We start from the raw sequence: 25,571 nt of genomic DNA on the forward strand, positions 1-25,571 counted from the left end.
CCGGGCTTTGGGGATGCAGAGAAGGTTCAGGGACGCTCGTCCACTTCCTCGGCCTCAACCGGCGGAATCAGATCCTCGCGCGTCAGCTTCAGCCAGATCAGCAGGATGCTGGCGATATACACCGACGAGTAGGTACCGGCAGTCACACCGATGAACAGCGCCAGGGAGAACCCCCACAGGTTCTCGCCACCAAATACCATCAGCGCAACGATTGCCAGCAGGGTGGAGATCGAAGTCGCCATGGTGCGCAGCAGGGTCTGAGTGGTCGAGATGTTGATGTTCTCGATCAGCTCGGCCTTGCGCAGCACCCGGAAGTTTTCGCGGATACGGTCGAATACCACGATGGTGTCGTTGAGCGAGTAGCCGATCAGCGCCAGCACGGCGGCCAGCACGGTGAGATCGAAAGGAATCTCGAAGAACGAAAATACACCCAGGGTCACGATCACGTCATGGATCAGCGAGACGATGGCACCGAAACCGAACTTCCACTGGAAGCGGAAAGCCACGTACAGCAGGATCCCGGCCAGCGCCAGCAGCATGCCCAGACCGCCCTGATCGCGCAGCTCCTCACCCACCGCCGGACCGACGAACTCCACACGCTTGACGGTAAAGGCATTGTCGCCCCCCACCTTGCGCAGCGCGTCAGCCACCTGGTTGCCCAGTTGCGGATCATCGCCACGCATGCGCACCAGCACATCGGTGGTGGCACCGAAGCTCTGCACCATGGCATCGGCATAGCCGGCCTGACCCAGTTGCTCACGCACCAGGGTCAGATCGGCCGGCTTCTCGTAACCCAGCTCGATCAGCGTACCGCCGGTGAAGTCCAGGCCGAAGTTCAACCCCTTGACCGCCAGGCTGCCCAGCGAGACCAGGGTCAGCAGCACCGTCACGGCAAACGCCACATGGCGAATGCCCATGAAATTGATTACACGTTTCATCGTGCCGAACCCCTTAGATCCACAGCTTCTTGAAATCACGGCCACCGAAAATCAGGTTGACCATGGCACGGGTGACGAAGATGGCAGTGAACATCGAGGTGATGATGCCGAGCGACATGGTCACGGCAAAGCCCTTGACCGGGCCGGTACCCATGGCGAACAGGATGCCGCCGACCAGCAGGGTGGTCAGGTTGCCGTCGATGATCGCCGAGAAGGCCCGATCGAAACCCTCGTGGATGGCGCGCTGATTGGACATGCCATTGGCAATTTCCTCGCGAATACGCGAGAAGATCAGCACGTTGGCGTCCACCGCCATACCCATGGTCAACACGATACCGGCGATACCCGGCAGGGTCAGCGTCGCCCCCAGCAGCGACATCAGCGCCAGCAGCAGCACCATGTTGAAGCCCAGCGCCACCGTCGCCAGCACCCCGAAGAAGCGGTAGATGACCATGATGAACAAGGAGACGAAGAGCATGCCCCACAACGAGGCATCGATACCCTTGGCGATATTGTCGGCACCCAAGCTCGGACCGATGGTGCGCTCTTCGGCGAAGTACATCGGCGCCGCCAGACCACCGGCACGCAGCAGCAGAGCCAGCTCGGAGGACTCGCCCTGGCCGTCCAGGCCGGTAATGCGGAACTGGCTGCCCAGCGGCGACTGGATGGTCGCCAGACTGATGACCCTCTTTTCTTCCTTGAAGGTCTGAATCGCCTGCTCTTTCTCGACACCGTCGACCACCTGCTTGGCGTAGCGGGTCATCGGCTTCTGCTCGATGAAGATCACCGCCATACTGCGCCCGACGTTGTTGCGGGTGGCGCGATTCATCAGCTCGCCGCCGTGGCTGTCCAGACGGATGTTGACCTGCGGACGACCGTTCTCGTCGAAGCTGGCCTGGGCATCGGTCACCTGATCACCGGTAATGATCAGGTTGCGCTCCAGCGCCACGGCCGGGCGGCCTTCCTCGCGGAATTCGAAGAATTCGCTGGAGGCGCGCGGCGCATCCACTTCGGCCTGCAGACGGAACTCCAGGTTGGCGGTCTTGCCGAGGATGCGCTTGGCCTCGGCAGTGTCCTGCACGCCCGGCAGCTCGACCACGATGCGGTTGGCCCCCTGGCGCTGCACCAGCGGCTCGGCGACGCCGAGCTCGTTGACCCGGTTGCGCACGGTGGTCAGGTTCTGCTTGATCGAGTATTCGCGGATTTCCGCCAGCTTGGCCTGGCTCAGCGTCAGGCTCAGCACCTGCAGGCCATTGCGCTCGGCAACGGCCTGCTCGAAGTCGATGAAGTCCTTGCGGATCAGGCTCTGCGCCTTGTCCAGCTGCTCGGCATCACTGAAGCCCAGCTGAATCACGCCATCCTGTTGCGGCAGGCTGCGATAGCGCAGGCGCTCCTTGCGCAGCAGGGTCTTGACCTCGCTTTCGTAGACCTTGAGACGCGCCCCAACGGCCTTGTCCATGTCCACTTCGAGGAGGAAGTGCACACCACCGGACAGATCCAGACCCAGCTTCATCGGGCCGGCGCCGACATTGCGCAGCCACTGCGGCGTGGTCGGCGCCAGGTTCAGCGCTACCACGTAGTCATCACCGAGCAGGCGATGCACCAGCTCCTTGCCTGGCAACTGGTCGGCCTGCTTGGCCAGGCGTACCAGACCGGCATTGCCCTTGTCGTTCAGGGAGGCAGCCTTGACCTCGATACCCGCTTCGCCCAGCGCCTTGCTGATGCGCTCCAGATCGGCCTGGCCGACCTGCAAGGCCGTGCTGGCGCCACTGACCTGGATGGCCGGATCGTCCGGATACAGGTTGGGAGCGGAATAGATGAAGCCGACCGCCAGCACAGCCAGGATCAGCAGGTACTTCCACAGGGGAAACTTATTGAGCATGACGCCGCCCGTTATGACACGGGGCGCATGATGCGCCCCGTCGTTGGTGAAGAGTGGTTCGTTAGATGCCTTTCAGGGTGCCCTTCGGCAGGGTCGCCGCGATGGCCTGTTTCTGGAACTTCAGCTCGACGTTGTCGGACACTTCGACCACCACGAAATCGTCGGACACCTTGGTCACCTTGCCGGCCAGACCGCCGGAGGTCACCACTTCGTCGCCCTTCTGCAGGCCGCCGAGCAGGTTCTTGTGCTCCTTGGCGCGCTTGGCCTGCGGACGCCAGATCATCAGATAGAAGATGACCAGGAAGCCAACCAGGAACACCCACTCGAAACCGCTACCGGCAGGACCAGCGGCGGCAGCCGGCGCGGCGGCATCGGCAAAAGCGGCGGGAATCAGAAAGCTCATGGAAAACTCCTATTACGAGGTCTTGAAACTGTTGTTTTGGGTGGCTGCACAGGCAAGCCATTCGGGCAAGGCGCCGCAAGCGCAACGCAGGCTACCGCCTTAATGGGTGCATTTCGTTCGATTTCAACGCCTTGCGAGCGATTCATGTCACGAAATAGCTGCGTTCAAGGCGCCAGCGGCGGCGTAGGCAGGCCGCGCCGAGCGTAGAAGGCATCGACAAAGGCGGCCAATGTACCCTGTTGAATTGCCTCGCGCAAACCAGCCATCAGGCGCTGATAATGGCGCAAATTGTGGATGGTATTGAGCATGCTGCCCAGCATTTCGCCGCACTTGTCCAGGTGATAGAGGTAGGCGCGGGAGAAGTTCTGGCAGGTGTAGCAATCGCAGGTCGGATCGAGCGGCGACTCGTCATTGCGGTGTACCGCGTTGCGGATCTTCACCACCCCGGTATCGGTGAACAAATGCCCGTTGCGTGCATTGCGCGTCGGCATCACGCAGTCGAACATGTCCACACCGCGGCGCACGCCCTCGACCAGGTCTTCCGGCTTGCCCACCCCCATCAGGTAGCGCGGCTTGTCCGCCGGCAATTGCGGCGGCAGGAAGTCCAGCACGCGGATCATCTCTTCCTTCGGCTCGCCGACCGACAGACCGCCGATGGCCAGGCCGTCGAAACCGATCTCGCAGAGCCCTTCCAGCGAGCGCATGCGCAGATCTTCGTGCATGCCACCCTGGACGATGCCGAACAGCGCCGACGGATTGCCCTCATGGGCATTCTTCGAGCGCTTGGCCCAGCGCAGCGACAGCTCCATGGAGCGCTTGGCCACGTCGAAGTCGGCCGGATACGGCGTGCATTCGTCGAAGATCATCACGATGTCCGAGCCCAGGTCGCGCTGCACCTGCATCGACTCTTCCGGACCCATGAATACCTTGCGCCCGTCCACCGGCGAGGCGAAGGTCACGCCCTCCTCCTTGATCTTGCGCATGGCGCCCAGGCTGAACACCTGGAAGCCGCCGGAGTCGGTGAGGATCGGTCCCTGCCACTGCATGAAGTTGTGCAGGTCGCCGTGCTGTTTGATCACCTCGGTACCCGGGCGCAGCCACAGGTGGAAGGTGTTGCCGAGAATGATCTGCGCGCCGATCGCCTCGATGTCGCGCGGCAGCATGCCCTTGACCGTACCGTAGGTACCCACCGGCATGAAGGCCGGGGTTTCCACCACGCCACGGGGAAAGGTCAGGCGACCACGACGGGCACGCCCGTCGGTGGCCAGCAGCTCGAAGGACATGTGACTCATAGGGTTTCCTCGGGGCCGCGCGGAGCGGGATTGCGGGTGATGAACATGGCATCGCCGTAACTGAAGAAGCGGTATCGCTGCTGCACGGCCATGACATAGGCGGCCATGGTCTCGGGATAACCGGCAAAGGCCGACACCAGCATCAGCAGGGTCGACTCGGGCAGGTGGAAATTGGTGACCAGCGCATCGACCACGTGAAACGGCCGTCCCGGGTAGATGAAGATATTGGTGTCGCCACTGAAGGCCTTCAGCTCGCCATCGCGCGCCGCCGTCTCCAGCGAACGCACGCTGGTGGTGCCCACCGCGACCACCCGACCGCCGCGCGCCTTGCAGGCAGCCACGGCATCCACCACGTCCTGACCGACTTCCAGCCACTCGTGGTGCATGTGGTGATCCTCGATGCGCTCCACCCTTACCGGCTGGAAAGTCCCGGCGCCGACATGCAGGGTGACGAACGCGGTCTCCACGCCCTTGCCGCGAATCGCCGCCAGCAACTCCTCGTCGAAATGCAGGCCGGCGGTGGGCGCCGCCACCGCACCGGCCTTCTGCGCATACACGGTCTGATAGCGCTCGCGGTCGGCGGCATCGTCGGCGCGCTCTATATAAGGCGGCAACGGCATGTGCCCGACTCGCTCCAGCAGCGGCAGCACCGGCTCGGCGAAGCGCAGCTCGAACAGCGCATCGTGGCGCGCGACCATCTCGGCCTCGCCGCCACCTTCTATATGGATCAGCGAACCCGGCTTGGGCGACTTGCTCGAACGCACATGGGCCAGCACCCGATGGCTGTCCAGCACGCGCTCGACCAGCACCTCCAGCTTGCCGCCGGACGCCTTCTGACCGAACAGCCGCGCCGGGATCACCCGGGTGTTGTTGAACACCATCAGGTCGCCGGGACGCAGGTACTCGAGCAGGTCGACGAATTGCCGATGGCTCAATGCACCCGTCTCGCCATCCAGCACCAGCAGACGGCTGGCCCGGCGCTCGGCCAGGGGATGGGAGGCGATCAGGGCTTCGGGAAGGTCGAAATGAAAGTCGGCAACGCGCATGGTGGGAGTTCGTCTTGCAGGGGCGCAGAGCTTACCGGAAACAGCCCGCGCTGACCACGCGCCACGATTGACCGGCCCCGGCCTGCTCCCTATACTGCGCGCCCATCGTGCCCCGGTGGCGGAATGGTAGACGCGGCGGATTCAAAATCCGTTTTCGCAAGAAGTGGGAGTTCGAGTCTCCCCCGGGGCACCAGCCACCTCGTTTCAGCCCTCGTCCGAGGCGCCTGAAACCCTCCCGAAAAACCTGTCGCAGCGCCCCGGAAAAAGCCACGAAAGTGAGCGTTTCGCAGGGCTTGGCAAACCCCCTTTTGTTAGCTAGAGTGTGCCCACTGTGTTTGCATGGGTCGCTATGAATCGTGACCTGGTGCAGTAGATCCTAGATCCGCTAAACCCGCTCGACTTCTCTTACTCTCTGCAACCAGTCCCAGCCCTCTTCGCCAAAGCAAGAGGCTGTCATTAACTCTAGTTTCAAGGAAATAAGACATGTCGAATCGTCAAACCGGCACCGTTAAGTGGTTCAACGACGAGAAGGGCTTTGGCTTCATCACCCCAGAAAGCGGTCCGGATCTGTTCGTACACTTCCGCGCTATCGAAGGTAATGGCTTCAAGAGCCTGAAAGAAGGCCAGAAGGTTACTTTCGAAGCCGTTCAAGGCCAGAAAGGCATGCAAGCTGACAAGGTCCAGGTTCTGGGCTAAGTTTCGCTGCTCCGAAGAGCCCCTGATGGCGACATCAGGGGCTTTTTTGTGCCTGCGATTTGTTGCCCGTACAATCCGCGCAGTTGTTCAGCCACGAGCCCGCCATGCCCAAACATATGCTGCGCCCCCAGGGGAACTTCCCCACCGCCGGCCTGCCTCGCCGCTTCGCCGCGATCTTCTATGACTTCCTGCTGTGCGTGGCACTGATGATGGTGGTGACCCTGATCTACCAGCACGGCCTGCTGCGCCTGCTCTACGGCAGCGAACAGCTGCTGGCGATGTCCCAGGCCGGCGCCCTGGACCGCGACCCGTTACTGGCCACCGTCGTGCTGTTCAGCCTGTTCGCCTTCTTCGCCAAGTTCTGGACGCACACCGGCCAGACCCTCGGCATGCAGGTCTGGGGCCTGCGCATCGAGAATGCCGACGGCTCGGCGATCAGCCTGTGGCAAGCCTTGCTGCGCTTCCTGATCGCCATCATCTCCTGGCTGCTGGGCGGCCTGGGCTTTCTCTGGATGCTGTGGGACAAGGACGGGCGCAGCTGGCACGACATCTATTCGGAAAGCCGGGTGGTGCAGCTGCCGAAGAACATCCACAAGCAGGGCAAGCACTGAGGCGCCACCCGGCGCCCATGCCGGACGCTAGAGCGCCAGCCCCGGCAGCAGCACATTGCTGACCAGCCAGGTGGTCGCCAGGGCGCCGAGCAGGCAGAGCAGCCCGCCTCCCGCCGCCTGCCAGTAGAAGCCGCGCGCCAGCACATCCTCGCCATGGCTGGAGAGAATGAAAGGCTGCGCCTCGCGCGGCTGCTGCAACTGGTTGCGCAGCGGCGCATCGCCCTGTTCGCGCTGGCGCCGCTGCGCCTCGCTGCGCGCCGACTCGCGCATGCGCGCCCACTCGGCCTCGTCCAGCCGCCCATCGGCATTGCTGTCGAAGCGCTGCAGCAGGCCGGCGAAATCCGCCTTCCATTCGCGCACCACGGCGCCCTGCGCCACGCCCAGGTCGAAAGCCTGGGCCCCGCCCGCCGTGCGGAAGTCGCCGATGGCATACAGCGGCTCACCGGCATGCAGGCGCTCCTCGGTATAGCGGTACTCGCTGCTGCCGGACAGCAGCCAGCCAAGCACCCCCGCAGGCGCTTCCTGCATCCGCGGGTGGCGCAGGCTGCCGCGCCAGACCTGGCGGGTTGCCGGGCGCACTTCGGCCCCTGCCGGATTGATCAGGCACTCGCCGGTGCCATCGGCGAAGCGCAGCCAGCCTTCGCTGCTGCCGCTCTCGACCACCCGCCAGGAGCGCTTCTTGCCGCTCTCGCTGTATTCCTCGATCTTGAAGCGCCACCACAGGCAGGGCGTGCCGGTCAGCGGCGCGATGATCTGCACCTCGGGCTGCTCGTGCAGCACGCCGTACAGCTCGACGTAGCCTTGCGCCGCCGAGCGCAGCTTGGAGGTCGGCGTATCCAGCAGGAAACGCGCCTCGCCGAGCCGCTTCAGGCACCACCAGCCACCGCCGACACAGGCACCGACGCTGAAGGCCAGGCTGATGGCCAGTCCACCGACATCCATGCTCAGCTGAACAGCGACTTGAGGTCGACGTCGGCCTTCTCTGCGTCGCTGAACTCCAGCAGCTCGGCCGCCTGGAAGGCGAACAGGCGCGCGATGATCACGTCCGGGAACTGCTCGACGCGTACGTTGTTCAGGTTGACCGCCTCGTTGTACAGCTCGCGGCGATCGGCGATGGCGTTCTCCAGGCCGCTGATGCGCTGCTGCAGATGCTGAAAGCTGTCGTTGGCCTTGAGGTCGGGATAGTTCTCGGCGAGGGCGAACAGCTGCCCCAGGCCGGCACGCAGGCCGCTCTCGGCCTTCCCCAGAGCACCGACATCATGCTTCTCGCGGGCACTGGCCACCGAGTTGCGAGCAGCGATGACCCGCTCCAGGGTGGTGCGCTCGTGCTGCATGTACTGCTTGCAGGTTTCCACCAGCTTGGGCAACTCGTCGTGGCGCTGCTTGAGCAGCACATCGATGTTCGACCAGGCCTTGCTCACCCCGTGCTTGAGGCGCACCAGGCCGTTATACAGGCTCACCACCCAGACGGCGGCGAGGAACAGGACAACCAGAATGGCAACGATGGTAAGGCTCATGGGCAACGCTCCTTGTGGACTGCCGGCATTCTAGCGGTGCGCCGCGGCGAGCACAGTCCCAGCAGGTCACACGGCAGCGGAATAATTAGCCCTTTGCATAAAATGCAAATCTTTCGCATTATTGCGCGGTTTCCAGGTGCAACTGCACTGCACTCCCATCTTCATAGGTAAAGGATCCCGTCATGACTCGTATGCCCCTGGCCACCGCCAGCCTGCTGGCCCTCGCCATTGCCCTCGCCGGCTGCGGTGAAGACAAGCAACAAGTCGCCGCACCGCAAGCCGCCACTCCGGCTGCCGCCAGCAGTCCTGCCGCGACCCTGAAAGTCGCCGATGCCGAGGCCAAGGCCGTAGTCAGTCACTACGCAGACCTGGCCCTGGCCGTGTTCAGCGATGCCGCCAGCACCGGCAAGAACCTGCAGGCCGCCGTCGATGCCCTGCTCGCCAACCCCAGCGACGCCACCCTGCAGGCCGCCCGCCAGGCCTGGCTGGCCGCCCGCGCGCCCTACATGCAGACCGAAGTGTTCCGCTTCGGCAACGCCGTGGTCGACGACTGGGAAGGCCAGCTGAACGCCTGGCCGCTGGACGAAGGTCTGATCGACTACGTCGCCGCCGACACCGCGCAAACCCAGGGCAACCCGGGTGCCACCGCCAACATCATCGCCAACACCACCATCCAGGTCGGCGAAGACAAGCTCGACGTGACCACCCTCACCCCCGAACTGCTGGCCAGCCTGAACGAGCTGGGCGGTTCCGAGGCCAACGTCGCCACCGGTTACCACGCCATCGAGTTCCTCCTCTGGGGCCAGGACCTCAACGGCACGGGCCCGGGCGCCGGTGCCCGCCCGGCCAGCGACTTCAGCGTCGGCGCCGGTGCCACCGGCGAGCACAACGAGCGCCGCCGCGCCTACCTGAAGGCCGCCACCGACCTGCTGGTCAGCGACCTCGACGCGATGGTCGTGCAGTGGCAAGCCGGCAACCCCGACAACTACCGCGCCAAGCTGGAAGCCGAGTCGGCCGAGAACGGCCTGCGCAAGATGCTGTTCGGCATGGGCAGCCTGTCCCTCGGCGAACTGGCCGGCGAGCGCATGAAGGTCGCCCTGGAAGCCAACTCCACCGAAGACGAGCACGACTGCTTCAGCGACAACACCCACAACTCGCACTTCTACAACGGCAAGGGCATCCGCAACGTCTACCTGGGCGAATACCGGAAGGTCGACGGCACCACCCTGAGCGGCCCGAGCCTGTCGTCCCTGGTGGCCAAGGTCGATGCCGCCGCCGACAGCACCCTCAAGGCCGACCTGCAGAGCAGCGAAGCCAAGCTGCAGGCCCTGGTCGACAGCGCCGAGAAGAGCAATGTGCACTTCGACCAGCTGATCGCCGCCGACAACAAGGACGGCCAGCAGATTGTCCGTGACGCCATCGCCGCCCTGGTCAAGCAGACCGGCGCCATCGAACAGGCTGCCGGCAAGCTGGGCATCAGCGAGCTGAACCCGGACACCGCCGACCACCAGTTCTGATACCCCGGCACTGGCAACCGATGCCCCCACAAGGTGCATCGGTTTTTTTATGCCCGGCAACTAGCTGGCGACCACCCTTCGGGCCGCCGCTGCGCGACGGTTGCAACGGCTTCCGGCCATTGTTCATGCCTGCCACTCGCACCTGCGGCAGCGCGCCTCAGGCTGCAAACGCAAATCCCTCTTATTCGAATTCCATTAGCCTGCTAAGATTGCCCGCCTGATTCTCCGTTCAGGTTCGTGCTCGATGCCTTTCCCGTTGCGCCCCTGCGTACTTGCGCTGACCCTCGGCCTGGCCGCTTGTGACCAGGCGCCGCCACCGGCGGAGCCCGGCGAAGCCCTTTCCGCCGGCAGCGCCAGCGTGCGCCAGGCCGACCAGAACGCCTTCTCCCAGCCCTCCGCCAACCTCGCCCCGTCACGGCGCCTGGACTTCAGCGTGGGCAACAGTTTCTTCCGCAATCCCTGGGTCATCGCGCCGTCGACCACCACCGCGCGCGACGGCCTCGGCCCGCTGTTCAACACCAACGCCTGCCAGAACTGCCATATCAAGGACGGCCGCGGCCACCCACCGCAGCCGGACGCCAGCACGGCAGCGTCCATACTGGTACGCCTGTCCATCCCCGCCGATGGCTCGCCTGCCCATGCCGAGCAGCTGCAGCGCCAGGGCGTGATCCCCGAGCCGGTGTATGGCGGGCAACTGCAGGACATGAGCATTCCCGGGCATGCCCCCGAGGGCCGCGTGCGGGTGCGCTACGAACCGCGCCTGGAGACCTTCGCCGACGGCAGCCGGGTCGAGCTGCGCCAGCCCAAGCTGGAAATCACCCGGCTCGCCTATGGCGAGCTGCACCCGGACACCCGCTTCTCCGTCCGCATCGCTCCGCCGATGATCGGTCTGGGCCTGCTCGAAGCCATTCCCGAGGCCGCCATCCTGGCCGGCGCCGACCCCGAGGATGGCAACGGCGACGGCATCCGCGGCGTGCCCAACCGGGTCTGGGACGACGCCCGCGGCGAGACGGTGCTCGGCCGCTTCGGCTGGAAGGCCGGCCAGCCCGACCTCAACCAGCAGAACGTGCATGCCTTCGCCAGCGACATGGGCCTGACCAGCAGCCTGCTACCCCACGATGAATGCACCGCCGCCCAGGCCGACTGCCGCGCCACGCCCGACGGCGGAGTGCCGGAAGTCAGCGCCAGCATCCTCGCCAGCGTGCTGTTCTACACCCGCAACCTCGGCGTCCCGGCCCGTCGCGACGTCGACAGCCTGGCGGTGCGCCGCGGCAAGCAGCTGTTCCACCAGGCCGGCTGCCAGCAGTGCCACACGCCGAGCTTCACCACCGCCGCCGAGACCGCCGAGCCCGAGCTGGCCAACCAGCTGATCCGCCCCTACAGCGACCTGCTGCTGCACGACATGGGCGCGGGCCTGGCCGACGGCCGCGACGAGTTCCAGGCCAACGGCCGCCAGTGGCGCACCGCACCGCTGTGGGGCATCGGCCTGACCGAGACGGTCAACGGCCACACCCAGTACCTGCACGACGGCCGCGCGCGCAACCTGCTGGAGGCCATCCTCTGGCACGGCGGCGAGGCGCAGGCGGCGAAGAGCCGGGTCCTCGATTTCGACGCCGAGCAGCGCAGCGCGCTGCTGGCCTTCCTCAATTCCCTCTAAGGAGAACGGCATGATCCGCACGCCCCTCGCTGTCGCCCTGCTCGGCCTCGCCCTGGCCGCCTGCAGCCCGCAAGACCCCAGGCAGCAGGCCAGCACGGCGCTGACCGACGGCGTGCTGCTGCCGGCCTACGCCAGCTGGGACAAGAGCAACCAGCAGCTGGCCGCCAGCGCCAAGGCCTTCTGCGCCGGCAGCCAGGACCTCACCACGGCGCGCCAGGCGCTGCACACCAGCATCGGCAGCTGGGCCGCCCTGCAACCGCTGCTGGTCGGCCCGCTGGCCGAAGGCAACCAGGCCTGGCAGGTGCAGTTCTGGCCGGACAAGAAGAACCTGGTGCAGCGCCAGGTCGAGAGCCTGCTGAAGAGCAAGCCGCAACTGACCCAGGCCGATCTGGACCAGGCCAGCGTGGTGGTCCAGGGGCTCACCGCCTACGAGTACGCGCTGTTCGATGGTGCCATCGACCTCGACCAGGCCGCGCAGAAAGCCCGCTACTGCCCGCTGCTGATCGCCATCGGCGAACACCAGGCGCAGCTCAGCGCCAGGGTGCTCGGCCAGTGGCAGGCCCAGGACGGCATGGCCGCCCAGCTCAAGGCCTTCCCCAATACCCGCTACGCGGAAGCCACGGAAGCCGTCGGCGAGCTGCTACGCGCCCAGGTCAGCGCCCTCGACGGCCTGAAGAAGAAGCTCGGCACCGCCCTCGGCCGGCAGAGCAAGGGCTTGGCGCAGCCCTATCAGGCCGAGTTCTGGCGCAGCAACGCCAGCCTGGCCAGCCTCGCCGCCAGCCTGGCCAGCGCCGAACGCGTCTGGCTCGGCGCCAACAACGACGGCATCAAGGCCCTGCTCGGCAGCGAGCAGGCCGACCTGGCCCGGCGCCTGGACGCCCAGTACGGCAGCACCCGCCAGCTGCTGGCCGCGCTGCAGCGCCCGCTCGGCGAACTGCTCGCCGACGACGCCGGCCGCCAGCAGCTGAACGCCTTCTACGACAGCCTCGACCAGCTGCACCGCCTGCACGAAGGCGAGCTGGCCAAGGCCCTCGGCATCCAGCTGGGCTTCAACGCCCACGATGGTGACTGAATGAAACGCAGAGCCTTCCTCGGCCTCGCTGGCGCCGCCCTCGCCGCCGCCTCCCTGGGCGGCTGGAAGCTGGCCAGCCACGCCCGGCAACCCCTGCTGCTGTCGGCCCGCGACGACGGCAACGGCCAGCATTACGCCGTCGGCTACCGCCTGGACGGCAGCCAAGCCTTCGCCACGCCGGTCGCCGAACGCTGCCACGACGTGGTGCCGCACCCCAGCCTGCCGCTGGCCGTGTTCGTCGGCCGCCGGCCGAGCCGCGAGAGCTACCTGATCGACACCCGCGACGGCCGCCTGCTGCAGACCCTGGCCGCCGCGCACGAGCGCCACTTCTACGGCCACGGCCTGTTCCACCAGGACGGCGAGCTGTTCTACAGCACCGAGAACGACACCGCGCAGCCCGGCCGCGGCGTGCTCGGCGTCTATCGCCTGCAGGCCGACCGGCTGCAGCGCATCGGCGAGCACTCCACCCACGGCATCGGCCCGCACCAGCTGCTCTGGCTGCCCGGCGGGGAAAACCTGGTGGTGGCCAACGGCGGCATCCGCACCGAGGCCGACAGCCGGGTGATGATGAACCTGCAGGCCATGGAACCCAGTCTGGTGCTGATGCAGCGCGACGGCACGCTGCTGAGCAAGGAGCAGCTGCCGCAGCAGATGAACAGCGTGCGCCACCTGGCCGTGGCCAGCGACGGCACCATAGTCTCCGGCCAGCAGTACGAGGGCGACCCGCTGGACGCCGCGCCCTTGCTGGCGATCAAGCGCCCCGGCCAGCCCTTCCAGGCCTTCCCCCTGGGCGAGGCGCAGCGCGCGGCGATGCACCAGTACACCGCCAGCCTGGCCATCCACGACGAACTGCGCCTGCTGGCCCTGACCGCGCCACGCGGCAACCGCTTCTTCATCTGGAACCTGGACAGCAGCGAGCTGCTGCTCGACGCCCCGCTGCCGGATTGCGCCGGGGTCGGCGCGGTGAGCGAGGGTTTCGTCGTCACCTCCGGCCAGGGCCGCTGCCGCCTGTACGACTGCCGCACCAGGCCGATCGCCGCCCACCCGCTGCAGCTGCCGGCCGGGTTGTGGGACAACCACCTGCGCCTGGCCTGAGCCACGCGCCAGGCTAAAGGTCGGCGCCGGCCTACCGATCTATACTCACCGCGGCTTGACCGGCCCGCCTCCAGGCGGCAGCCGGCACGCGCCCCACGGCGCGCCTTGCCGCACCCAAAACCCGGAAGAGAGGCCTAGCCCCATGTTGCAAAAATCCCTGCGCGCGCAGATTCTCGCCCTGCTCGGCGGCAGCCTGGTGCTGATCCTGATCACCGCCCTGGCCTGCTTCAGCTTCCTCTCCGGCGGCATGCAGGCCTACCGCGGCCTGCTCGACGGCCCGCTGGAAGCCAGCCGCCTGATCGACGCGGCCAACGTCGAGTTCAAGATCCAGGTGCAGGAATGGAAGAACGTCCTGCTGCGCGGCCGCGACAGCGCCAATCTGGACAAGTACTGGGGCCAGTTCGAGGCCCAGGAACGCAAGGTGCAGGACACCCTGGGCCAACTGGCCCAGATCGCCGCCGATGATCCGGCCCTGCAGGCCCAGGTCGAGCGCCTGCGCAGCGAGCACCAGAGCCTCGGCGCCAACTACCGCAAGGGCCGCGACGCCTTCATCGCCGCCGCTGGCGACGCCCAGGCCGGCGATGCCGCGGTCAAGGGTATCGACCGCGCGGCCAGCGAGCAGATGAGCGCCCTGGTCAAGCAGCTGCGCGAACACAGCCTGCAGCAGGCCCGGCAGATCAACGCCGCCGCCGACCGCACCATCCTCATCGGCAGCCTGTTGCTGCTGGCCGCCAGCGGGCTGATCGCCCTGTTCAGCCTGTGGCTGGTCAACCGCAACCTGATCATCCCGATCCGCCACCTGATCACCCACGTCGACCAGCTTAGTCACGGCAACTTCGGCCAGCGCGTGGAAACCACCCGCGCCGACGAGCTGGGCATGCTGGCCATCGCCGCCAACACCCTGCGCGACTTCCTCGCCAGCACCACCCAGAGCCTGCAACAGAGCAGCAGCAACCTGGACAACGCCAGCGGCGAGCTGAACAACATCGCCTCGCGCATGACCCTGGGCATCAACGAGCAGTTCGAGCGCACCGACCAGGTCGCCACCGCCATGCACGAGATGTCCGCCACGGCCCAGGAAGTGGCCCGCCACGCCGCCGAGGCCGCGCATGCCGCCGACGATGCCGACAGCTCGGCGCGCCAGGGCGGCCAGGTGATGGACGCGACCATCCAGACCATCACCGGCATGCGCGGCGAGATCGCCAATACCGCCGAGGTGATCCGCCGCCTGGAAGCCGACAGCGGGCGCATCGGCAAGGTCCTCGAAGTGATCCGCGGCATCGCCGAGCAGACCAACCTGCTGGCCCTCAACGCCGCCATCGAGGCCGCGCGCGCCGGCGAACAGGGCCGCGGCTTCGCCGTGGTGGCCGACGAGGTACGCACCTTGGCCCAGCGCACCGCAGAATCCACCGCCGAGATCAACCAGATCATCGACACGGTGCAGACCGGCGCCCTGAATGCCGTGCGTGCCATCGAGAGCGGCCAGAGCCGTAGCGAGGAAGGCGTGACTCAGGTCACCGAGGCCGGCGCCATGCTGCAGCGCATCACCGGTGCGGTGGAAGCCATCCGCGACATGAACCGGCAGATCGCCACCGCCGCCGAGGAGCAGACCTCGGTGGCCGAGGACATCTCGCGCAACCTCACCGAGATCACCGCCATCGCCAGTTCCAACCAGGAAAACGTCGAGCGCACCCAGGCCGCCAGCCAGAACCTGCACCAGCTCTCCGGCGAGCTGGGCGCGGTGACCCGCAGCCTGGCCTCCTGAAACCCTGGTTGCGATCTTGCGCTGGAGCCTGTCTTTAACGCCGCAGGGCCGCCGCGCAGCAGCTCGCAGACAGCTTCCGAGCCCGCGTGCCGGCACAGGGAAGTGCCGGAGCAGGGCCTCAGCGGGCGATCGCCGCGACACCGCGTTGCGCCAATCGGCAGCGGTAATTTCCTGCAACCGGGATGTTTTTGACTTGATGGTCAGCTGGTACTAAGGTGCCTGCTTCGCCTATTCCCAGGCTACTCTCGCCCTGCCAAGGAACCGGAATATGTTGCTCCGCCGCATGTTTATCATGCTGGGCGCGGTCATCCTCGTGGTGCTCGCCCTGGCCGCCTACAAAGGCTATTCGATCTACCAGGAAGTACAGCTGTTCGCCGCGCCGCAGCCGGCCATCAGCGTGTCCGCGGCCACGGCCAAGGAGCAGCCCTGGCAGAGCCGCCTGCCGGCCATCGGCACGCTCAAGGCGTTCCAGGGCGTCGACCTGACCGCCGAAGTCGAGGGCACCGTGCATCGGGTGCTGTTCCAGTCCGGCGAGAAGGTCAGCCTCGGCCAGCCCCTGCTGCAACTGGACAGCCAGGTGGAACAGGCGATCCTCGCCACCGCCCTGGCCGTGCGCAACCTGGCCCAGGTGGAGTACCAGCGCGGCAAGAACCTCGCCGTCAAGCAGGCCATCTCCAAGAGCGAGTTCGACCGTCTGAATGCCGAGCTGCTCAAGGCCGAGGCCAGCGTCGCCCAGCTGCAGGCCAGCCTGGACAAGAAGCGCATCCTCGCGCCCTTCGCCGGCACCATCGGCATCCGCCAGGTCGATGTCGGCGACTACCTGAGCCCCGGCAACCCGGTGGCCACCCTGCAGGACCTGTCCAAGCTGTATGTCGACTTCTTCCTGCCGGAACAGGCCGTGCCGCTGCTGGCCATCGGCCAACGCATACGCCTGAACGTCGCCGCCTATCCGGGCGAGGTATTCGAGGGCGAAATCGCCGCGATCAACCCCAAGGTCGAGGAAACCACGCGCAACCTGCAGGTCCGCGCCATGCTGCCGAACCCCGAGAGCAAGCTGCTGCCGGGCATGTTCGCCAACCTGGACGTCCTCCTGCCCGGTGAGAAGCCGGTGATCGTGGTTCCGGAAACCGCCATCACCTACACCCTGTACGGCAACTCGGTGTACGTGATCGGTGAGAAGCAGGACGACAAAGGCGCCGTCGTAAAAGACGACAAGGGCCAGGCCCAGTTGCTGGTCGAGCGCCGTTTCGTCGAGACCGGCGAGCGCCGCGATGGCCAGGTGGTGGTGCTCAAGGGCCTCAAGGCCGGCGAGCAGGTGGTCACCGCCGGCCAGCTCAAGCTGGATAACGGCGCCCATGTGAGCATCGTCGACGACCAGGCCCAGGCGGTCGAAACGGCCACCCCAGCCAGCGCCGCCCGGTAAGGCTCGGCACCAAGGAATCCAACATGGCTTTTACAGATCCGTTCATCCGTCGTCCGGTACTGGCAACCGTGGTCAGCCTGCTGATCATCCTGCTGGGCTTCCAGGCCTTCAGCAAACTGGTGATCCGCCAGTACCCGCAGATGGAAAACGCCCTGATCACGGTGACCACCGCCTACCCCGGGGCGAACGCCGAGACCATCCAGGGCTACATCACCCAGCCGCTGCAGCAAAGCCTGGCCAGTGCCGAAGGCATCGACTACATGACCTCGTCGAGCCAGCAGAACCTCTCGGTGATCTCCATCTACGCGCGCATCGGCGCCGACAGCGACCGCCTGTTCACCGAGCTGCTGGCCAAGGCCGGCGAAGTGAAGAACCAGCTGCCGCAGGATGCCGAAGACCCGGTGCTATCCAAGGAAGCGGCCGACTCCACCGCGCTGATGTATGTCAGCTTCTACAGCGAGCAGCTGTCCAACCCGCAGATCACCGACTACCTGTCCCGGGTCATCCAGCCCAAGCTGGCCACCCTGCCGGGCATGGCCGAAGCGGAAATCCTCGGCAACCAGGTGTTCGCCATGCGCCTGTGGCTGGACCCGGTGAAGATGGCCGCCTATGGCGTCACCGCCGGCGAGTTCAGCGAAGCCGTGCGCCAATACAACTTCCTCGCCGCCGCCGGCGAAGTGAAGGGCCAGTACGTGGTCACCAGCATCAACGCCAGCACCGACCTGAAAACCCCGCAAGCCTTCGGCGCCATCCCGCTGAAGACCGTCGGCGACACCCGCGTGCTGGTGCGTGACGTGGCGCGGGTGGAAATGGGCGCGGCCAACTACGACTCGATCAGCTCGTTCGACGGCACCCCGTCCGTGTACATCGCCATCAAGGGCACGCCCAGCGCCAACCCGCTGGACGTGATCAAGCACGTGCGCGCCATCCTCCCGGAGCTGGAAGCGCAGCTGCCGCCGAACCTGAAAGTCTCCATCGCCTACGACGCCACGCGCTTTATCCAGGCGTCCATCGACGAGGTGGTGAAGACCCTGATCGAGGCGGTGCTGATCGTCATCGTCGTGGTCTTCCTGTTCCTCGGCGCGTTCCGCTCGGTGCTGATCCCGGTGATCACCATCCCGCTGTCGATGATCGGCGTGCTGTTCTTCATGCAGCTGATGGGCTACTCGATCAACCTGCTGACCCTGCTGGCCATGGTCCTGGCCATCGGCCTGGTGGTGGACGACGCAATCGTGGTGGTGGAGAACATCCACCGCCATATCGAGGAAGGTAAAACGCCCTTCGACGCGGCCATCGAAGGGGCACGGGAGATCGCCGTACCGGTGGTCTCGATGACCATTACCCTGGCGGCGGTGTACGCCCCCATCGGCTTCCTCGAAGGCCTCACCGGGGCGCTGTTCAAGGAATTCGCCCTGACCCTGGCCGGCGCGGTGATCATCTCCGGCATCGTCGCCCTGACCCTGTCGCCGATGATGTGCGCCAAGCTGCTGCGCCACGAGGAGAACCCCTCGGGCCTGGCGCACCGCCTCGACCAGATCTTCGAGCGGCTCAAGCGCCGCTACCAGCGCGCCCTGCACGGCACCCTCAACACCCGCCCGGTGGTGCTGGTGTTCGCCCTGATCGTCCTCGGTCTGATCCCGGTGCTGCTCAAGTTCAGCCACAGCGAGCTGGCGCCGGAAGAGGACCAGGGCATAGTGTTCCTCTTCGCCAATGCGCCGCAGCCGACCAACCTCAACTACCTGAACGCCTACACCGACGAGTTCGTGGAGATCTTCAAGAGCTTCCCCGAGTACTACTCGTCGTTCCAGATCAATGGCTTCGATGGCGTCCAGTCCGGTATCGGCGGTTTCCTGCTGACCCCCTGGGACGAGCGCGAACGCACGCAGATGGAGCTGCTGCCGGAGGTCCAGGCCAGGCTCAATGCCATCCCCGGCCTGCAGATCTTCGGCTTCAACCTGCCGTCGCTGCCGGGCACCGGCCAGGGCCTGCCATTCCAGTTCGTGATCAACACGCCGAACGACTACGAGTCGCTGTTGCAGGTGGCCGACCGGGTCAAGGCACGGGCCATGGAGTCGGGCAAGTTCGCCTTCCTCAACGTCGACCTGGCCTTCGACAAGCCGGAAGTGGTGGTCGATATCGACCGCGAGAAGGCCGCGCAGATGGGCGTGTCGATGCAGGACCTGGGGCTGACCCTGGCCACCCTGCTCGGCGAAGGCGAGATCAACCGTTTCACCATCGATGGCCGCAGCTACAAGGTGATCGCCCAGGTCGAGCGTGCCTACCGTGACAATCCGGGCTGGCTGAGCAGCTACTACGTGAAGAGCGAAAGCGGGCAGATGGTACCGCTGGGCACCCTGATCAAGGTCAGCGACCGCGCACGGCCGACCAAGCTCAAGCAGTTCCAGCAGCTCAACTCGGCGATCATCGAGGGTGTGCCGATCGTCAGCACCGGTGAAGCGGTGGACAGCATCGCGCAGATCGCCCGCGAGGAAGCGCCACGCGGCTATGCCTTCGACTATGCCGGCGCCTCGCGCCAGTACGTGCAGGAAGGTAGCGCGCTGTTCGTCACCTTCGCCCTGGCCCTGGCGATCATCTTCCTGGTGCTGGCCGCGCAGTTCGAAAGCTTCCGTGATCCCCTGGTGATCCTGGTGACCGTGCCACTGTCGATCTGCGGCGCCCTGCTGCCGATCTTCCTCGGCTTCTCCAGCATGAACATCTACACCCAGGTGGGCCTGGTGACGCTGATCGGCCTGATCAGCAAGCACGGCATCCTGATCGTCGAGTTCGCCAACCAGCTGCGCCGCGACAAGGGCCTGGGTGTGCGCGAAGCCATCGAGGAAGCCGCCTCGATTCGCCTGCGCCCGGTGCTGATGACCACCGCGGCGATGGTCTTCGGCATGGTGCCGCTGATCCTCGCCACCGGCGCCGGGGCGGCCAGCCGCTTCGACATCGGCCTGGTGATCGCCACCGGCATGTCGATCGGTACCCTGTTCACCCTGTTCGTCCTGCCCTGCGTCTACACCCTGCTGGCCAAGCCGGACACGCAACCGGCAGCGGCAGCAGTGGCGAGCAGCCACTGATCAACCCGGCAAAAAGCCCCGCCTGGCGCGTAATGCTGTTCACTTAAGAAAAACGCCGCGACTCCCATTGGGAGCGCGGCGTTTTTCTTGGTCTGCTTTCTAGCTTTTGTGGGTCTATTTTTCAGCGCCGGCCCTCTCGGCATGGCTGAAAAACACAAAAAACCCGCTGCCAGATGACTGGCAGCGGGTTTCTGGAGTGTCCCGCCAAGCCTCAGATGCTTAAGTGAACAGCATTACGCCTGGCGCGGGGCTTTTTGCTTATGGCTGAAATGCCTGCCGGACCAGGCTCTACGGCGCTACTGGTGAGCAGCCATGTTCTGCGACAAACCGAACATCAGTAACAGCAAGTCGCTGTCGGGCCTGACCTGCGACACTAGCAGCTTGTTGCGGGCGACCGCTGGCTGCGGGCAGTACTGCCGCGAACTCTGCTGGGCCTCCAGCACCATGGGTTCGGGCTCGCGCCATGCGGCGGCGGCCAGGGCCGTCACGCCGAGGGCGCCGACGAGGAAAAGACCTCGAGCAATTTCTAACTTCATAACTGCAACCCCTTGAAAATGCTGCAAGCACTTAAATGAAACCCTAGTTCACTAAGACTAGGGCGCAGGCTCGACAGACGAACGGTAGGCCAGGACACCGGCCCAGCCACGGTGTGACCAGCCTAGCCGGGGAAAGTTACAGGCAGGTTATGGAGCGCTTTGTGAAAAAAGCGTCATGCCTCGAGCAGTGGGTCATGCGGGTACAGGCTGACCTCGAAACGGCAGCCCTGCGGCTCGACGCCGCTCAGGCTGACGCTCCAGCCCTGGCTCTCGCAGATCCGCTGCACCAGCGACAGGCCCAGCCCCAGGCCTTCGCCCCGCGCCTGGCCGCCACGCACGAAGGGTTGGAACATCGCCTCGCGCTCGCTCTCCGGAATGCCCACGCCGCTGTCGACGACGACAAAGCCCTGCTCACCCAGTTGCAGCTCGATAACCCCACGCTCGGTGTAATGCAGTGCATTGCGCAGCAGATTGCCCATTACCGAACGCAGCAAGGGCGCGTTGTAATGCAGCAGGGCACCGCTGCCGCGCTGGTAGTGAAACGTCAGGCCTTTGGCCTCGATCGCCGGGCGCCATTGTTCCACCAAGCCATCGGCCACCTCGGCCAGGCTGGCCAGGGGCGTCATGCTGGTCTCATCGTTGCGCGAGCGCGCCAGCAGCAGGAAGGTCTGCACCAGGTCGCGCATTTCCTCGCTGGCGCGGGCAATCCGTTGCACCTGGCCGCGGGCGCGCGAATCCAGGGAGGGGCTTTCCAGCAGCAGCTCGCAGGAGCTGGCCAGCACCATCAAGGGCGTGCGCAGCTCATGGCTGACGTCGCTGGTGAACAGCCGCTCACGCATCAGCGCACGGCGCAGCAGGCCCAGGGTGGTGTCGAAGGACGCCGCCAGCTGGCCGACCTCGTCGCCGGCATAGTCCGGCGCCAGCGACGGCGCGCGGTCGAGCAACTGGTCCGGGTGGCGCACCTGCCTGGACAGGCGCACCACCGGTTCGATCACCTTGCGCGCCAGCAGCCAGCCGAGCAGCCCGGACAGCGCCAGGCTGATCAGGAAGCCGGTGAGCACCACGGCGAATAGCAGTTGCTCGCGGTCCTCGAACTCGCTCTGGTCTTCCAGCAGCACATAGCGGCGGCCATCCACCAGTTGCACGAAGGCGTGGTAGGAACGCTCGCCACGGTACAGCTCGCTGAAACCGGGCGGCAGCGCCTGCAGGTCTGCCGGCATGGCGAAGTCGCCGGGGCCGTTGCTGAAATGGAACAGCTGACCCGGCTCGGGGTTGTGCCGCCAATCCTCGCTGCTCTCCATCTTCAGCAGGCGGCCAAGATCGCCGCCCAGCTCGGTGGATATCAGCCGCTCCTCGACCAGGTGCACGGTCTCGACGATACCGATGGCGAAAGTGCCGCCGACCAGCAGGGTCATCAGCATGAAGGCGATGACGATGCGTCGCGACAGGCTCTGCCTGAACAGGCCGTGCCTAAACTCCATCCTGCAGCTCCGCCAGGCGATAGCCGACGCCATGCACGGTGTGCAGCAGCGCCTGGGCAAACGGTTTGTCGATGACCTGGCGCAACTGGTGCACGTGGCTGCGCAGGCTGTCGCTGTCCGGACAGTCGTCGCCCCACAGCGCCTCCTCCAGCGCCTCGCGGCGCACCACATGGGGACTCTTCTGCATCAGCAGGGCGAGCAGCTTGAGGCCCACCGGGTTGAGCTTGAGTCCACGCCCGCCACGGCTGACTTCCAGGGTATCCAGGTCGTAGCTCAGGTCGCCGACCTGCAGGCTGCGCTTGCCGCCGCCGAGGCTGCGGCGCAGCACCGCCTCGATGCGCGCGGCCAGCTCGGAGAGGGCGAACGGCTTGATCAGGTAATCGTCGGCGCCGGCCTTGAAGCCCTTGAGGCGGTCGTCCAGCTGGTCGCGGGCGGTGAGCATGATCACCGGGGTATCGCGGCGCGCCTCCTCGCGCAGGCGCTGGCACAGGGTATAGCCGTCGATGCCGGGCAGCATGATGTCCAGCACGATCAGGTCGTAATGCTCGCTGGCGGCCAGGTGCAGGCCGGACAGGCCGTCCTGGGCACAGTCCACCGTGTAGCCCTTGATCCCCAGGTAGTCGGCCATGTTGGCCAGGATGTCGCGGTTGTCCTCGACCAGGAGGATGCGCATGGTTTGTTCCTCTTCGGCGGCAGCCGGTTTGCCAGGTGCCCACGATAACCCGGCCGCCCCACCGCGGCGGCCGGTTTGACGCATTTTTCACGGCGAATTCACCGACCGCCAACAAAGCCGGGAGCAGACTGCCGCGCATTTCCCCCGCCTGGAACCGCCCCATGTCCCTGCTCCGCAGCGCGCCCCTGCGCTACCTGCTGCTCCTGCTCGCCAGCTGGCTGGCGATCTTCCTGCTGACCCGCGGCGTGCTGCTGTTCGGCCACCTGCACGAAGCCGGCAACCCGCTGGCGATCTTCGCCATCGGCCTGCTCTACGACCTCGGCTTCCTCGCCTACGCCGCCCTGCCGCTGGGCCTGTACCTGCTGCTCTGCCCGCCCGGGCTGTGGCGCCGGCCCGGGCACCGCTGGCTGCTGCGCGGACTGCTGCTGGCCAGCCTGTTCGCCATGCTGTTCGTCGCCACGGCCGAATGGCTGTTCTGGGACGAGTTCGGTGTGCGCTTCAACTTCATCGCCGTGGACTACCTGGTGTACTCCGACGAGGTGCTCAACAACCTGCTGGAGTCCTACCCGCTGGGCCTGCTGCTCGGTGCCCTGGCCGCTGGCGCCGCGCTGCTGACTCTGGCCCTGCACCAGCCGCTGCAAGCCGCCCTGCAGGCACCGCTGCCTACGCGTTCGGGCCGCCTGAGCGCAATTGCCGGTCTGCTGGCCTGCGCAGCCTTGAGCCTGTGGTTGCTAGGTCAGGACAGCCCGCGCGGCCTGGGCGGCAATGCCTACCAGCACGAGCTGGCCAGTAACGGCCCCTACCAGTTCTTCGCCGCCTTCCGTAACAACGAGCTGGACTACCCGCAGTTCTATGCCACCCTGCCCGATGCCCAGGTCGCCAGCCGCCTGCGCGAGGAGCTGAACGAGCCGGGTAGCCGCTTCATCGGCAGCGACCCGCTGGATATCCGCCGGCAGATCGACAACCCCGGCCAGCCGCGCCAGCTGAATATCATCCTGGTGACCATCGAGAGCCTGTCGGCCAAGTACCTCGGCAGCTTCGGCGACAGCCGCGGGCTGACCCCCAACCTGGACGCGCTGCGCCGGCAAAGCCTGTTCTTCAACAACTTCTACGCCACCGGCACCCGCACCGACCGTGGCCTGGAGGCCATCACCCTGTCGGTACCGCCGACGCCGGGGCGCTCCATCGTCAAGCGCGTCGGCCGCGAGAGCGGCTATGCCAGCCTCGGCCAGCAGCTCAGCGCGCGAGGCTACGACAGCGTGTTCGTCTACGGCGGGCGCGGCTACTTCGACAACATGAATGCCTTCTTCGCCGGCAACGGCTACCGGGTGGTGGACCAGAGCAGCGTGGCCGAGGCCGATATCCACTTCAAGAACGCCTGGGGCATGGCCGACGAGGACCTCTACGCCCAGACCCTCAAGCTCGCCGATGCCGATCACGCCGCCGGCAAGCCGTTCCTGCTGCAACTGATGACCACCTCCAACCACCGCCCCTACACCTACCCGGACGGGCGCATCGACATCGCCTCGGGCGACGGCCGCGAAGGCGCGGTGAAGTACACCGACCATGCCATCGGCCAGTTCCTCGCCGCCGCGCGCAACAAGCCCTGGTTCGCCAACACCCTGTTCGTCTTCGTCGCCGACCACTGCGCCGGCAGTGCCGGGGCCCAGGACCTGCCGGTGGCCAACTACCACATCCCGCTGTTCATCTACGCGCCGGGGCTGGTCGAGCCACGCGAGGACAGCCAGCTGGCCAGCCAGATCGACCTGGCGCCGACCCTGCTCGGCCTGCTCGACCTCGACTACCAGTCGACCTTCTTCGGCCGCAACCTGCTGCAAGGCAATCCGGCGCCGCGCCGGGTGCTGCTCGGCAACTACCAGCACCTGGGCCTGTTCGACGGCCAGGACCTGGCCATCCTCAGCCCGCAGCGGCACATGCGCCGCCACGACGATGCCCTCGGCGCCAGCCGCGAATCCAGCGTCGACAGCCATGACCCGCTGCTGCAGCGCGACATCGCCTACTACCAAGCCGCCAGCCACGCCTTCAAGGAGCACCTGCTGGCCTGGAAGGGCAACCAGCAACCCGACCTGCAACTCAGCACGAGATGAAAGCCGCCATGCCCAGCCTTTCACCCACCTTCGACCGCCGCTGGTGGTACGGCCTGCCGCTCGCCCTGCTGGCGCTGATGCTGCTGGCCGAGCCCAGCCGCCTGGACTTCGCCCTGGCCGACCTGTTCTACATCCAGGGCCAGGGCTTCATCGGCCGGCACAACGATTTCCTCGAGGATGTCCTGCACGACCGCGCCAAGCAGCTGACCATCGTCATCGGCGTGCTGGCCATTGGCGGCTTCCTGCTCAGCCTGCTGCCAACCCGCCTGCGGCCGCTGCGCCGCCAGCTCGGCTACCTGGTGCTGGCCATGAGCCTGTCCACCAGCTTCGTCACTCCGCTGAAGAAGCTCACCCAGATGCACTGCCCGTGGAGCCTGGAGCAGTACGGCGGCGTCGAACACTTCTCCGGGCTGCTGGAGCCGCGCGCGCAGCCGGTGGAGAAAGCCGGCAAGTGCTGGCCCGGCGGCCATGCCGCGGCCGGGTTTGCCCTGCTCGCGCTGTTCTTCGTCTGGCGCGACCGCTACCCGCGCCTGGCCAATGCCGCGCTGGGCTTCGCCATCAGCCTGGGCTGCCTGTTTTCCCTGGTGCGCATGGCCCAGGGCGCGCACTTCTTCTCGCACAACCTGTGGACGGCCCTGCTCAGCTGGCTGATCTGTCTGGGCCTGTACGACCTGCTGCTGTATCGCCCGCCAGCGCTGCCCCAGTTGGCGAACAACGCCGAGCCGAGCCACTGAAAACAAAAAGCCCCGCACTAGGCGGGGCTTTTCTTGCAGCTGGGT

21 protein-coding genes and 1 tRNA gene are annotated in these 25,571 nt (G+C 66.1%); 12 read left to right on the forward strand and 10 right to left on the reverse strand.

From position 1 onward, the window contains the following. Positions 1-26 precede the first annotated feature (26 nt). The 5 genes from secF to queA form a co-directional block, all read right to left on the reverse strand. Positions 27-938 (reverse strand): protein translocase subunit SecF, encoded by a 912-nt coding sequence (secF, locus tag GV001_RS17835; protein ID WP_160082292.1) that lies wholly within the window; start codon positions 936-938, stop codon positions 27-29. Positions 939-951: 13 nt separating this feature from the next. Further along, on the reverse strand, positions 952-2,820 hold the full coding sequence (gene secD / locus GV001_RS17840; RefSeq protein WP_160082294.1) for a protein translocase subunit SecD: 1,869 nt from the start codon (positions 2,818-2,820) through the stop codon (positions 952-954). 61 nt (positions 2,821-2,881) lie between these two features. Beyond that, positions 2,882-3,223 (reverse strand): preprotein translocase subunit YajC, encoded by a 342-nt coding sequence (gene yajC, locus GV001_RS17845; RefSeq protein ID WP_160082296.1) that lies wholly within the window; start codon positions 3,221-3,223, stop codon positions 2,882-2,884. A gap of 164 nt (positions 3,224-3,387) precedes the next feature. After that, positions 3,388-4,506, reverse strand: coding sequence for a tRNA guanosine(34) transglycosylase Tgt (tgt, locus tag GV001_RS17850; RefSeq protein WP_160083450.1), 1,119 nt, complete (start codon positions 4,504-4,506; stop codon positions 3,388-3,390). Positions 4,507-4,511: 5 nt separating this feature from the next. After that, positions 4,512-5,561: a tRNA preQ1(34) S-adenosylmethionine ribosyltransferase-isomerase QueA gene (gene queA / locus GV001_RS17855; protein ID WP_160082298.1), complete on the reverse strand. Its 1,050-nt coding sequence runs from the start codon at positions 5,559-5,561 to the stop codon at positions 4,512-4,514. Between the two features lie 109 nt (positions 5,562-5,670). Here queA and GV001_RS17860 point away from each other — a divergent pair. The 3 genes from GV001_RS17860 (at position 5,671) to GV001_RS17870 (ending at position 6,868) form a co-directional block, all read left to right on the forward strand. Continuing rightward, positions 5,671-5,754 (forward strand) — tRNA-Leu (locus GV001_RS17860). A gap of 290 nt (positions 5,755-6,044) precedes the next feature. After that, positions 6,045-6,257 (forward strand): cold-shock protein, encoded by a 213-nt coding sequence (locus GV001_RS17865; protein WP_160082300.1) that lies wholly within the window; start codon positions 6,045-6,047, stop codon positions 6,255-6,257. A 104-nt stretch (positions 6,258-6,361) separates the two neighbouring features. Further along, entirely contained in the window at positions 6,362-6,868 is a 507-nt protein-coding gene (locus tag GV001_RS17870) for an RDD family protein (RefSeq protein WP_160082302.1), read from the forward strand. Between the two features lie 27 nt (positions 6,869-6,895). Here the strand turns inward: GV001_RS17870 and GV001_RS17875 are convergent, their stop codons facing one another. Both GV001_RS17875 and GV001_RS17880 read right to left on the reverse strand, forming a co-directional pair. Beyond that, positions 6,896-7,810: a GIDE domain-containing protein gene (locus GV001_RS17875; RefSeq protein ID WP_160082304.1), complete on the reverse strand. Its 915-nt coding sequence runs from the start codon at positions 7,808-7,810 to the stop codon at positions 6,896-6,898. 2 nt (positions 7,811-7,812) lie between these two features. Next, positions 7,813-8,385 (reverse strand): LemA family protein, encoded by a 573-nt coding sequence (locus GV001_RS17880; RefSeq protein WP_160082306.1) that lies wholly within the window; start codon positions 8,383-8,385, stop codon positions 7,813-7,815. 182 nt (positions 8,386-8,567) lie between these two features. Here GV001_RS17880 and GV001_RS17885 point away from each other — a divergent pair, with 182 nt between their 5' ends. From GV001_RS17885 to GV001_RS17915, 7 genes are all read left to right on the forward strand, one after another. After that, positions 8,568-9,902: an imelysin family protein gene (locus tag GV001_RS17885; RefSeq protein ID WP_160082308.1), complete on the forward strand. Its 1,335-nt coding sequence runs from the start codon at positions 8,568-8,570 to the stop codon at positions 9,900-9,902. 244 nt (positions 9,903-10,146) lie between these two features. Next, positions 10,147-11,559: a di-heme oxidoredictase family protein gene (locus tag GV001_RS17890; RefSeq protein ID WP_160082310.1), complete on the forward strand. Its 1,413-nt coding sequence runs from the start codon at positions 10,147-10,149 to the stop codon at positions 11,557-11,559. Positions 11,560-11,569: 10 nt separating this feature from the next. Next, entirely contained in the window at positions 11,570-12,631 is a 1,062-nt protein-coding gene (locus GV001_RS17895; RefSeq protein ID WP_160082312.1) for an imelysin family protein, read from the forward strand. Beyond that, entirely contained in the window at positions 12,632-13,726 is a 1,095-nt protein-coding gene (locus GV001_RS17900) for a DUF1513 domain-containing protein (protein WP_160082314.1), read from the forward strand. 142 nt (positions 13,727-13,868) lie between these two features. Continuing rightward, positions 13,869-15,491 (forward strand): methyl-accepting chemotaxis protein, encoded by a 1,623-nt coding sequence (locus GV001_RS17905; protein ID WP_160082316.1) that lies wholly within the window; start codon positions 13,869-13,871, stop codon positions 15,489-15,491. A gap of 268 nt (positions 15,492-15,759) precedes the next feature. Then, a complete protein-coding gene (locus GV001_RS17910; RefSeq protein WP_160082318.1) occupies positions 15,760-16,914 on the forward strand; it encodes an efflux RND transporter periplasmic adaptor subunit in 1,155 nt (384 codons plus the stop codon). A 23-nt stretch (positions 16,915-16,937) separates the two neighbouring features. Further along, positions 16,938-19,994, forward strand: coding sequence for a multidrug efflux RND transporter permease subunit (locus tag GV001_RS17915; RefSeq protein ID WP_160082320.1), 3,057 nt, complete (start codon positions 16,938-16,940; stop codon positions 19,992-19,994). 296 nt (positions 19,995-20,290) lie between these two features. Here the strand turns inward: GV001_RS17915 and GV001_RS17920 are convergent, their stop codons facing one another. The 3 genes from GV001_RS17920 to GV001_RS17930 form a co-directional block, all read right to left on the reverse strand. Further along, positions 20,291-20,530, reverse strand: a complete 240-nt coding sequence (locus GV001_RS17920) for a hypothetical protein (protein ID WP_160082322.1) — start codon at positions 20,528-20,530, stop codon at positions 20,291-20,293. A gap of 173 nt (positions 20,531-20,703) precedes the next feature. Beyond that, on the reverse strand, positions 20,704-22,011 hold the full coding sequence (locus GV001_RS17925; RefSeq protein ID WP_160082324.1) for a HAMP domain-containing sensor histidine kinase: 1,308 nt from the start codon (positions 22,009-22,011) through the stop codon (positions 20,704-20,706). Then, positions 22,001-22,684: a response regulator transcription factor gene (locus tag GV001_RS17930; RefSeq protein WP_160082326.1), complete on the reverse strand. Its 684-nt coding sequence runs from the start codon at positions 22,682-22,684 to the stop codon at positions 22,001-22,003. Before GV001_RS17930 ends, GV001_RS17925 begins: the two co-directional genes overlap by 11 nt. A 161-nt stretch (positions 22,685-22,845) precedes the next feature. Here GV001_RS17930 and GV001_RS17935 point away from each other — a divergent pair, with 161 nt between their 5' ends. Together GV001_RS17935 and GV001_RS17940 are read left to right on the forward strand one after the other, a co-directional pair. Further along, positions 22,846-24,792 (forward strand): LTA synthase family protein, encoded by a 1,947-nt coding sequence (locus tag GV001_RS17935; protein ID WP_160082328.1) that lies wholly within the window; start codon positions 22,846-22,848, stop codon positions 24,790-24,792. 8 nt (positions 24,793-24,800) lie between these two features. Then, on the forward strand, positions 24,801-25,526 hold the full coding sequence (locus GV001_RS17940; protein WP_160082330.1) for a phosphatase PAP2 family protein: 726 nt from the start codon (positions 24,801-24,803) through the stop codon (positions 25,524-25,526). Positions 25,527-25,571: the final 45 nt, after the last annotated feature.

It is taken from the genome of Pseudomonas sp. 8AS (assembly GCF_902506505.1).
Taxonomy (GTDB): domain Bacteria; phylum Pseudomonadota; class Gammaproteobacteria; order Pseudomonadales; family Pseudomonadaceae; genus Aquipseudomonas.

Excerpts from the sequence above, each read along its gene's own strand:
- yajC (WP_160082296.1), bottom strand. The coding sequence starts at position 3,223 with ATGAGCTTTCTGATTCCCGCCGCTTTTGCCGATGCCGCCGCGCCGGCT.
- GV001_RS17915 (WP_160082320.1), top strand. The coding sequence starts at position 16,938 with ATGGCTTTTACAGATCCGTTCATCCGTCGTCCGGTACTGGCAACCGTG.
- GV001_RS17910 (WP_160082318.1), top strand. The coding sequence starts at position 15,760 with ATGTTGCTCCGCCGCATGTTTATCATGCTGGGCGCGGTCATCCTCGTG.
- secD (WP_160082294.1), bottom strand. The coding sequence starts at position 2,820 with ATGCTCAATAAGTTTCCCCTGTGGAAGTACCTGCTGATCCTGGCTGTG.
- GV001_RS17900 (WP_160082314.1), top strand. The coding sequence starts at position 12,632 with ATGAAACGCAGAGCCTTCCTCGGCCTCGCTGGCGCCGCCCTCGCCGCC.
- queA (WP_160082298.1), bottom strand. The coding sequence starts at position 5,561 with ATGCGCGTTGCCGACTTTCATTTCGACCTTCCCGAAGCCCTGATCGCC.
- GV001_RS17885 (WP_160082308.1), top strand. The coding sequence starts at position 8,568 with ATGACTCGTATGCCCCTGGCCACCGCCAGCCTGCTGGCCCTCGCCATT.
- GV001_RS17920 (WP_160082322.1), bottom strand. The coding sequence starts at position 20,530 with ATGAAGTTAGAAATTGCTCGAGGTCTTTTCCTCGTCGGCGCCCTCGGC.
- GV001_RS17935 (WP_160082328.1), top strand. The coding sequence starts at position 22,846 with ATGTCCCTGCTCCGCAGCGCGCCCCTGCGCTACCTGCTGCTCCTGCTC.
- tgt (WP_160083450.1), bottom strand. The coding sequence starts at position 4,506 with ATGTCCTTCGAGCTGCTGGCCACCGACGGGCGTGCCCGTCGTGGTCGC.
- GV001_RS17925 (WP_160082324.1), bottom strand. The coding sequence starts at position 22,011 with ATGGAGTTTAGGCACGGCCTGTTCAGGCAGAGCCTGTCGCGACGCATC.
- GV001_RS17865 (WP_160082300.1), top strand. The coding sequence starts at position 6,045 with ATGTCGAATCGTCAAACCGGCACCGTTAAGTGGTTCAACGACGAGAAG.
- GV001_RS17875 (WP_160082304.1), bottom strand. The coding sequence starts at position 7,810 with ATGGATGTCGGTGGACTGGCCATCAGCCTGGCCTTCAGCGTCGGTGCC.
- GV001_RS17880 (WP_160082306.1), bottom strand. The coding sequence starts at position 8,385 with ATGAGCCTTACCATCGTTGCCATTCTGGTTGTCCTGTTCCTCGCCGCC.
- GV001_RS17940 (WP_160082330.1), top strand. The coding sequence starts at position 24,801 with ATGCCCAGCCTTTCACCCACCTTCGACCGCCGCTGGTGGTACGGCCTG.
- secF (WP_160082292.1), bottom strand. The coding sequence starts at position 938 with ATGAAACGTGTAATCAATTTCATGGGCATTCGCCATGTGGCGTTTGCC.
- GV001_RS17890 (WP_160082310.1), top strand. The coding sequence starts at position 10,147 with ATGCCTTTCCCGTTGCGCCCCTGCGTACTTGCGCTGACCCTCGGCCTG.
- GV001_RS17930 (WP_160082326.1), bottom strand. The coding sequence starts at position 22,684 with ATGCGCATCCTCCTGGTCGAGGACAACCGCGACATCCTGGCCAACATG.
- GV001_RS17870 (WP_160082302.1), top strand. The coding sequence starts at position 6,362 with ATGCCCAAACATATGCTGCGCCCCCAGGGGAACTTCCCCACCGCCGGC.
- GV001_RS17895 (WP_160082312.1), top strand. The coding sequence starts at position 11,570 with ATGATCCGCACGCCCCTCGCTGTCGCCCTGCTCGGCCTCGCCCTGGCC.
- GV001_RS17905 (WP_160082316.1), top strand. The coding sequence starts at position 13,869 with ATGTTGCAAAAATCCCTGCGCGCGCAGATTCTCGCCCTGCTCGGCGGC.